This is a genomic window from Streptomyces sp. NWU339, from assembly GCF_003143855.1.
Lineage (GTDB): Bacteria > Actinomycetota > Actinomycetes > Streptomycetales > Streptomycetaceae > Streptomyces.
The window spans coordinates 1-8709 of record NZ_QFRK01000113.1 but is presented as its reverse complement, the minus strand read 5'-3'; the positions used below and the strand labels follow the sequence as shown (position 1 = coordinate 8709).

Here is an 8709-nt window from a genome sequence, read left to right as displayed (position 1 = left end):
GCTGCACCTGATGCCCGGATACAGCCCCGAGCTCAACCCCGACGAGCTGCTGAACGCCGATCTGAAACACCACGTCCACGCCGCCCGCGCCACCTCCGTCGACGACCTCGCCCGCGAGACCCGGCGCTTCCTGCACCGCAGGCAGCGCCAACCCCGCATCGTCTGCGGCTACTTCAGAGCCCGCCACGTCCGCTACACGATCGAGTAGGAAACCCACCAGTTTCGGCTCAATATCTCCTACGACGACATCACCGAAGGTGAGTCGCCCGCCACGTACGAGTACGACCTGCTTCCGAGCGGCGCATTGCGGATCCTCAGGGTGACCAAAGGCGAAGCCGCTGTCGTCGAATCGATCTACGCTCCCGGACTCTGGTTCCGTGCCCAGGGGCAGTGGCACGGTAATGCGGAATAGCAAGCACTCTGCCGGCGTCCGGGCGCTGCCGGCTGCTGAGCCCGGTCGTCGGTGCTTGAGGTCCGAGCAGAATGTGCTCATGCTTCGCGTCAGCCTACGGAATCACGTCGGAAACTACCTGCAGGTGTACCGTGGATTGTGGGTTGCGCACTCTCACGTGTTGCGCCTGAAAGGACGGCCCCGGCGGTTTCACCGGGGCCGTTTCGAGGATCACGCTGAGCATGCCGGCGCGGTCACACGGGCGCCCTGGCCGCCCTCGGAGTCCCAGACCGCTTCTCGGGCCTGGTCGGCCTCTGTCACCATCCGCTGGAATGCGGCCCTCTTCAGCAGATCACTCGCTGTGTGGCTGCGCAGCGGACCGGTGGCCGCGGTCATCAGCCAGGCGGCGATGGCCGGATCCGTCTGCGGCGGAATCACCAGCAGGTCCCAACGGCCGACGGTGTTGGAGAGCAGCACCAGCTTGTGGGGGTCTTGCTCGGCCCTGAACCAGCCGACGCTCACCACGTGCCCGTCAACGGGCACCTTCCGTGGGATGACCGGCCACAGGGTCGGGTTCACCGTGACATGGGTGATGCGCCCCCAAAGGGGATCCAGCACCGCTGTCAACGCAGGAAGTTCCGCCGCCAGATCGCGGGAGTCACGGGAACGGGGCCACCACGCACCGTCCAGAAGAGCACCGGGGGTGTCCGTTGAGGCGAGCGCGAGACGCAGCGGCAGCGAAAAGGTCCGCTCCTCGACCGCCGACGTATACACAATGGTAGCGGTCATGACGCGGACCTGTCCCCGGGCCGGTGTACACCGGCCCGGTGTCGTGAATCACCGAGAACGACAGGAGCTTAGAAACTCTTATGCGAAATGCCCTCGGTAATTTCAGGCTACTCCCGGATACAGCCCGCCGGGCGGTTTCAGGATGACGGATATCAGGGCGTTTTGACGGGTCTTCGAACTTGAGCGGTGCACTCGGCTGGCGGTGCTGACCTGTCGTCACGATGGTGACGGTCGTGGTGGTTGTCGGCATCCGAAGGCGGAGCGCCCGTGGTCATACCTGATCATTTCTGCTCTCGACGCAGAAAGATCACACAGGAGCCACGGGCCTGGTCAACGAGACGACGTTGCTGCTCGACCTCGACGGGGTGTCCGTCGCACGTGTCGAGCGGCCCGAGGGCGGCAGACGCCGGGTCCATCGGTCACGGCGGACGAGTCGGCGCGGGCTTGTCCGGCCTGCGGGGTATTCGCCTCCCGGGTGAGGGGCCCGGCGGTGACCCGGCCCCGCGATCTTCCCTACGGGGACAGCGGCCCGGAGTTCTTGTGGCACAAGCGCCGCTGGTTCTGCCGTGAGCCGCGGTGTCCCCGGCGGTCGTTCACCGAGCAGATCGCCCAGATACCGGCCGGTGCGCGGCTGACCGGCCGGTTGCGTGGTGCGGCTGGGCGGCGCGTACGTGATGCATCTCCAGCGCACGACCATGAACAATCTCGGCTCTACTTCCTGTACCTCAACTACTCACCCCCGGAGCCAGCAGGGGGAGATCGTCGGGCGGGCTCTGCGGGGGCGAACCACCTGAGCGCGGGCCCCCGCCCCGCCACCGGTTGTGCGGAGTACAGTTGCAGTTACCAGGACGTTTCACCGTTGGCAGCCGAGTCGGCGTCCCCCTGGACCAAACCGGTTCCGTCGAGAACCGAGACGGGCGGCACGTCATGTTGCCGAACCACAGCACTGCATTCGTATGGGGGCGCTCCCCCGACCTCTTCCCGCGGCCGACGGCGCCCGCGGCAGTCCGGCTGACCCTGGAGCCGACGCTGGCCCGCGCGGGGATGTTCGATGGCGCGTGGTGGCCGCATTCCCGCGATGTCCGCGCCGAGTTGCCCGGCCTCATCACCGCACTGAGCGCGCCCCTCGGCGCGATCCTGCGCGTCGGGCTGGACCAGGACGCCTGGGACGACATCCCACGCAGCCTCACGATCGACGGCCGCGTCGTTCACATCGGCTGGTTCAGCGCCAGCGATGACACGATGAGCGTGACCCGCGGGCTTGACGACCACTTCATGCTCCTCGTGGTTCCGCCGTGGGCCACCGCGCCGGCCGCGGCGGCGGCCATGGCGATGGCCGCGCGGACCGGCAACCGCATGCTGGCTGCGACGATCCTCGCCGCTACCGGCACCACCCCCGAAATCCCCGACGCGGTGCCCCTGCTGGCGGTCGACGCGGAGGGCGAGCGGATCCAGGAGGCCGAGGGCGGCGCCGCAGGCCCTGTTTAGCCCGCACCGGTCGGCACGTCGGTGCGGAGCACCGCCGAGTTCGACCCACCCCGCCCGGCCTCGGACCGCCAGTCGCCCGCCATCTGCACGACCCGGCTGACTTCACCGAGATGGGCCTTCATCCCCCCACTCCACAGCCCGTGAAGCTCTTGGCAGGTGCACGATGGATCTCGCCGAACGGATGCCAGTAGTGATCGCCGTGTGGCCGCCCCCCTGGCCGCCCCCCTGGCCGCCACCTTTGCCTCAGCCACCGCCGTGGCCTCAACCGCTACCGCGGGGGGAGAGATGGGCGAGGTCACCTCTCTGACACCAGGTCATGTCCGCTGGAGTGGCCGTCGATACACCACTCCAGCGGACATGACCCAGCGAACCTTGACCGCTTGCCATCGAAGATTGAGCGGTGGGACCAGGCGCCCTCCGGCGAGCTGAGCATGTAATCAGGCGTGACGGCTCGGTCTACCTGACCGGACCTTCATCTTCTCCTGGCTGTTCGTCAGGCATGTCCAGGATGGCCTCTCGGGCGTACCGAGGGCTCCCCGGGGTTGGGGCCACCCTAGGGGCCATGAGTTCGGTGAGAAGCCTGCTCGGGTCATCCGTGGATAGCGCCAGGCCTAGGGTCTGCACGATGCGCAGAGCACAGTCCCGGATGGCCTGAGCGTCCTTCTCGGGCGCCGCCGTGCTCCTAATCTCGTCACACACTCGGCTGAACTGCTCAGCGCTGATCGTTGGCCGACTTACCGGTTGCGCCATGGTGCGCTCCTCCTGGAAGAGCGGGCCGTTCCACCCGCTCTTCCAGAAAGCGCTGAGCACACCCCAACGGCAACTGGAGAGAGCCAGCGCGCAGGCGCTCGACCAGAGCCGCTCAGCGTTGGCAGGCGCTCAAGGTGCGCCGTCACAGGACACCAGTGTCCTGTGTGCGATCTCTCGGTTTGGTGTCAGTGGATGGCGTGTCGGTGGTGGGTTCCCGGGGTGTTGTCCGGACGCGCTGGTCAGCGAACCGGGGATCGGCCTTGCCGCAGGTGTTGCCACTGTCCTGAGATGAGAGAGCAGGGGTGTCAGTACTGTCACCGGGCGGTATACGCGCAGGTTGCGTACTGACACGAAGGTGAGAGATCGCACCCACCGGGTGTGAGCTGCGAAAACGAGCGGTCCCTGTAGGAGGTCCACACCTGCGGCAGTGGTCCCGGTTACCGCTGTTACCAAGCGTGCAGCCCCCTGTGCAGCCACCCTTGGGTGCGGCCCCCCGCCAGGCCGTACGGCGTCCCCCTGCGGGCCGGTCAAGCCCGCCTCGCAGGGTGGCTTGCCCGGCCGCTGCGCAAGGGTTCGGCGGCTGCGCGGCTGCGCGTAGTGCTCGCGCGCCGAGGGTCCGGGTCGTCGACGCCAGCTCGCCGTGCTGGAGGCGGGGCAGTGTGGTGGCGAGGCGGGTCCGCGGGCGTGGGTGAGTACGTCGGCAGGCAGAAGCGGCCCAGGTCACCACGGCCGTCCTGCAGGTTCTCGCCCAGCGCATCACCCCAGAGGAGGCCAAAGACCTGGCAGGCCAGGAGTCCTTCGGCATCGAGGAGCTCTATCAGCGCGTCGCCGAGCGCACCGGAGTGCTGCCCCGCACCCGACCTGCGGCGACGGCGACGCCACCGGCTTTCGCGAAGGACTGACCGAGCGGCATCGGTGTTCTTGCGGTGTTCCCGTCTCACATCGGGCGCGGGCGGGCAAGGGAACGGCCGGGGCCGGGCGGCGTGACGTTTACGGATGGTGAAGACCAGGCAACCCTACTTACCGTTGCTCTACGGTTACGTAAGCGTAGGTACGTCGGAAGGGACGAGGAGGGGAGGGCCGGAATGGCAGGTGCGCTCCGGCACCTGGTGCGGCCGATGTGGCAGGCCGCCGGCCGGCTGAGCACGCCGCTGCTGCCGGACGACTTCCTTGCGGTGGTGGATCCGCTGTGGTCGGCCCGGTGGCCGGCGGGCCGGGTGGAGGCGGTCTGCGCGGAGACGGCGGATGCGACGACGCTGCTGGTGCGGGCGGGGCGTGGTTGGTCGGGGTATCGGGCCGCCGGGCAGTACGTGCCACTCGGGGTGGGTATTGACGGGGTGCTGCACTGGCGGACGTATTCGATCACGACCCCGCCGGACGGCTCCGGGCGCTTCGCGATCACCGTGCGGGCGGTTCCGGGCGGTCGGGTGTCGTTGTACCTGGCGCATCGGGTCAGGTCCGGGAAGATCCTGCGTCTTGGCCCCGGCCAGGGGGAGTTCATCCTCCCGGACCCGCCGCCCGCGCGCCTGCTGTTCCTGACCGGCGGCATCGGCATCACTCCTGTGGCGGCCATGCTGCGCGCGCTCTCACGGCGCTCGGGCCGCCGCCCGGACACCGTATTGGTGCACAGCGCGCCGGACGCCGACCGGGTGGTCTTCGGTGGCGAGCTGCGTGACATGGCCGCCCGGAAGGGCTGGCTCAGGCTGTACGAACACCGCACCCGCGGGGAGGGACGGCTGGACCTTGCCCGTCTGGACGCGCTGTGCCCCGACTGGCGGGTGCGCGAGACCTGGGCCTGCGGGCCCGAAGGGCTGCTGGCGTTCGCCGAGCGGGCCTGGCGTGACGCGGATGTCCACCACCAGCTGCACCTGGAGCGGTTCCGGCCGCCGCCGGTGGCCGCGTCCGGCGGCGGATCCGGCGGGCGGGTGTGCTTCACCCGCAGCGGTGTGGAGGCCGAGGCCCGCCCAGCCACGTCTTTGCTGGACATCGGCGAGGCGGCAGGCGTGGTCATGCCCAGCGGCTGTCGTATGGGCATCTGCCACAGCTGCGTCAGCCCGCTGTCCGCCGGCCGGGTCCGCGACCTGCGGACCGGCGAGGTGCACGGCGAGCCGGGCGATCTGATCCAGACCTGCGTGTCAGCCGCCTGCGGCCCCGTTCACATCGACTTGTAGAGACGATCTGTCACGCTTTTGGGAAGGGGAACACCTGTGGCCGCTGCGCTTGGTCTCGCGCCGCCCGAAGCCGACGCCTTCGGGCGAGAACTGGACCGTATCCGAGCCGAGGTGCTGGAAGACCTCGGCGCGGAGGACGCCCGGTACATCCGTACGCTCGTCACCGTCCACCGCTCCCTGGAGGCGGGCGGCCGGGCCGCGCTGGCAGTGTCCCTGCTGCCGCCCGCCTGGCTGGCCGGCACAGCCATGCTCACGACCGCCAAGGTCCTGGAGAACATGGAACTGGGCCACAACATCCTGCACGGCCAGTGGGACTGGATGCGCGACCCTGCCATCCACTCCACCACCTGGGAGTGGGACTTTCCCACCCCGGCCGCCGCCTGGAAACACACCCACAACGACCTCCACCACACCTGGACCAACGTGGTGGGACGCGACCGGGACCTCGGGTACGTTGCCATGCGGATGAGCGAGGACCAGCCCTGGCACCCCATCCACCTCCTCCAGCCGCTGTACGGCGGGCCGCTTCTGGCGCCGGTCTTCGAGTGGGCCATCGCGCTGTACGACTTGGAGCCCGAGGCCGTCGTCCAGGGCCGCAAGTCCGTGCGCGCGTTCCTGGGCGACCTCGCCGGGATGGCCCGCAAGGCGGCACGGCAGTTCACCAAGGACTACGTCCTCTTCCCGCTGTTGGCCGGCCCGTCCGCCCTGCCCTGCCTGCTCGGCAACCTCACCGCCAACACCGCCCGCAACATCTGGGCGCACACCGTCATCTTCTGCGGCCACTTCCCGGCCGGCGCGGAATCCTTCGCCGAGGACGAGATCGAGGGCGAGTCGCGCGGCGAGTGGTACGTACGTCAGGCACTCGGCTCGGCAAACATCGACGGCGGACCGCTCCTCCACATCCTCACGGGCAATCTCAGCCACCAGATCGAGCACCACCTCTTCCCCGACCTGCCCAGCAACCGCTATGCCGAGATCGCTCCCCGGGTGCGCGAGCTGTGCGAGAAGTTCGGCATCCCGTACACCACCGGCCCGCTGCTGCGGCAGTACGCCTCCACCTGGGCGCGTATCTGGCGCATGGGGCTCCCGTAACCCTGGCACCGACCCCACGTAGCCGATGGGCCACAGCAGCCGGGCTCCAGACCGCAGTTGATGTGCCTTCCAAGCACGGATGAGGACCTGCGGGGCGCTGTCACGTTGTTGAGTGAGGAGGTGCCTGGCGGTGCGTCGGGACGTGGCGGGGCCGGGTTCCGGCCGCGTGTTCAGGGGGTGCTGGGCAGGCCGACAACTCCGGTGCCCTGGTCCCAAATGGCGAAGCGAACGGTCATCTCGGCTCCGTAGTCGTGTGCGGTCATCAGGTGGCGACGGGGGCGGAAGTGGGGTGAGATGCCGCTGAAGGCGGACAGGAACCGCTGCGCCCCACCCACGCTGCGGAAGCCCTTCATCGCGTGTTCGCGCTGCCTCGTCGGCTGGTGGCCGTTCTCGGCCCGGTTGTTCAGACCCTTGTGGGAGCGGTGTTCCACGGAGGGCATGACCTCGCGGTGGGCCGCACCGTAGGAACGGAGCTTGTCCGTGACGATCACCCTCGGCACCGAGCAGGTCTTCTTGAGCAGTGTGCGGAAGAACCGCCGGGCCGCGGCCTTGTCCCGGCGGGACTGGACCAGGATGTCCAGCACGGTGCCGTCGGCGTCCACGGCCCGCCACAGGTACTTCCGCTCGCCGTTGATCTTGATGAAGACCTCGTCCAGGTGCCACGTGTCCCCGGGCCTCGCACGCCTTCGGCGCAGGCCGTTGGCGTAGGCCTGCCCGAACTTCACACACCAGCGGCGGACCGTCTCGTGCGAGACGAGCACGCCGCGCTCGAGCATCAGCTCCTCGACCTCACGGAACGACAACGGGAAGCGGTGGTACAGCCACACGCAGTGCGCAATGACCTCCACTGGGTACCGGTGCCCCTTGTACGACGGCGATGCGCTGTCCGCGGACGACCCCTCCCAGCATGACCAACCAGAAGATCATCCCACCCGGTCAGTCAACGTGACAGTGCCTCCGGCGCGCGGCACCCCAAGAGCGCTCGGGATGTCTCATGGCGCTGAACGACGGGGGCAGACCACCTTCCCACTCTTTCGGCATCACTTCGACGCTACTTGGTCGGTATCACCGCAACACGATGCCGTCATTGCTGACGTCACCATCAGGGGCTTTCCTCCGCACGTGCATCAAAGGCATATCCTCTCGGATCCGAACGAACCGGAGCAGGTGCCGGCACCGGCTCGCTTCCATGGCCGTGTCCGCGGTGCTTCGGCGAGGGCGTGGATCTGTCGGCCGAGCAACTACCCCATGGTCGAGACGCGCGCGTACCCGGCGAGCGCGCCCCACGCGGCGGGGACCGGAGCGAGGAGGTCGGCGGCGTCGTCCTGCGGTGACTGAACCCGCATGATCGTACGGAAAACGGTGGAGTCCCAGTTCTGGGAACCCCCGACGTGCGGAGAGGTCAGTTGGCGTGCTGGTCCGGGGCGTCGTCCTGGGGCTGGACGGTCCACGCGGGCGGCTCGTCGGCGCCGGCCGACTCGTCCCGTTCAGCGTCTGTGCTGGCCTCCTGGACGAGACCGGGTGCGTGGTGGACCGGGGCGTAGATGGCATAGACGCGCAGGGGTTCGTCGCCGGTGTTGATCACGTTGTGCCAGGTGCCGGCGGGAACCTGGATGGACCAGCCGTCGACGACGTCCTGCTGGAAGTCGAGCTGGTCCTTGGCCGGTCCCATGATGACCTTGCCGTGCCCGGCGTCCAGGCGCAGGAACTGGTCCGTGTGGGGGTGGACCTCGAGCCCGATGGACTCACCGACCGGAATGGACATCAGGGTGACCTGCAGGTATTGAGCCGAAACTGGTGGGTTTCCTACTCGATCGTGTAGCGGACGTGGCGGGCTCTGAAGTAGCCGCAGACGATGCGGGGTTGGCGCTGCCTGCGGTGCAGGAAGCGCCGGGTCTCGCGGGCGAGGTCGTCGACGGAGGTGGCGCGGGCCGCGTGGACGTGGTGTTTCAGATCGGCGTTCAGCAGCTCGTCGGGGTTGAGCTCGGGGCTGTATCCGGGCATCAGGTGCAGCTCGATCCGCTCGGC

The 8709-nt window shown here is 68.6% G+C and carries 10 protein-coding genes; 5 read left to right on the top strand and 5 right to left on the bottom strand.

Going from position 1 to position 8709, the window contains the following annotated elements; all coding sequences use genetic code 11:
- Positions 1–208, top strand: a 208-nt coding sequence (locus DIZ27_RS43345) for a transposase (RefSeq protein ID WP_181384010.1), incomplete at its 5' end; no start/stop codon positions are given.
- A 414-nt stretch (positions 209–622) separates the two neighbouring features.
- Here DIZ27_RS43345 and DIZ27_RS43335 read toward each other — a convergent pair.
- Positions 623–1180, bottom strand: coding sequence for a DUF5994 family protein (locus DIZ27_RS43335; protein ID WP_109383765.1), 558 nt, complete (start codon positions 1178–1180; stop codon positions 623–625).
- A 202-nt stretch (positions 1181–1382) separates the two neighbouring features.
- Between DIZ27_RS43335 and DIZ27_RS49125 the strand changes: the two genes are divergently transcribed.
- Complete coding sequence (locus DIZ27_RS49125) at positions 1383–2195, top strand: transposase family protein (RefSeq protein WP_375232081.1); 813 nt, start codon at positions 1383–1385, stop codon at positions 2193–2195.
- Positions 2108–2668: a DUF5994 family protein gene (locus DIZ27_RS46405; RefSeq protein WP_181384011.1), complete on the top strand. Its 561-nt coding sequence runs from the start codon at positions 2108–2110 to the stop codon at positions 2666–2668. Before DIZ27_RS49125 ends, DIZ27_RS46405 begins: the two co-directional genes overlap by 88 nt.
- Here DIZ27_RS46405 and DIZ27_RS48245 read toward each other — a convergent pair.
- Positions 2665–2790, bottom strand: coding sequence for a hypothetical protein (locus tag DIZ27_RS48245; protein WP_258308885.1), 126 nt, complete (start codon positions 2788–2790; stop codon positions 2665–2667). The two genes, DIZ27_RS46405 and DIZ27_RS48245, sit on opposite strands and share 4 nt — an antisense overlap.
- A 1713-nt stretch (positions 2791–4503) precedes the next feature.
- Between DIZ27_RS48245 and DIZ27_RS43310 the strand changes: the two genes are divergently transcribed.
- Both DIZ27_RS43310 and DIZ27_RS43305 read left to right on the top strand, forming a co-directional pair.
- Complete coding sequence (locus tag DIZ27_RS43310) at positions 4504–5589, top strand: ferredoxin reductase (protein ID WP_258308884.1); 1086 nt, start codon at positions 4504–4506, stop codon at positions 5587–5589.
- Positions 5590–5625: 36 nt separating this feature from the next.
- Positions 5626–6681 carry an acyl-CoA desaturase gene (locus tag DIZ27_RS43305; protein WP_109383762.1) on the top strand — a complete coding sequence of 352 codons (1056 nt, stop codon included), beginning with the start codon at positions 5626–5628 and terminating at the stop codon, positions 6679–6681.
- Positions 6682–6851: 170 nt separating this feature from the next.
- On the opposite strand, the gene DIZ27_RS43300 is transcribed toward DIZ27_RS43305, so the two are convergent.
- The 3 genes from DIZ27_RS43300 to DIZ27_RS46400 form a co-directional block, all read right to left on the bottom strand.
- Positions 6852–7529: an IS6 family transposase gene (locus DIZ27_RS43300; RefSeq protein ID WP_109383761.1), complete on the bottom strand. Its 678-nt coding sequence runs from the start codon at positions 7527–7529 to the stop codon at positions 6852–6854.
- Positions 7530–8083: 554 nt separating this feature from the next.
- The gene (locus DIZ27_RS43295) at positions 8084–8446 is read right to left on the bottom strand and encodes a cupin domain-containing protein (protein WP_109383760.1); all 363 of its coding nucleotides are present in this window, start codon (positions 8444–8446) and stop codon (positions 8084–8086) included.
- A gap of 41 nt (positions 8447–8487) precedes the next feature.
- Positions 8488–8709 (bottom strand): transposase (locus DIZ27_RS46400; protein WP_181384008.1); only part of this gene is annotated, 222 nt, incomplete at its 5' end.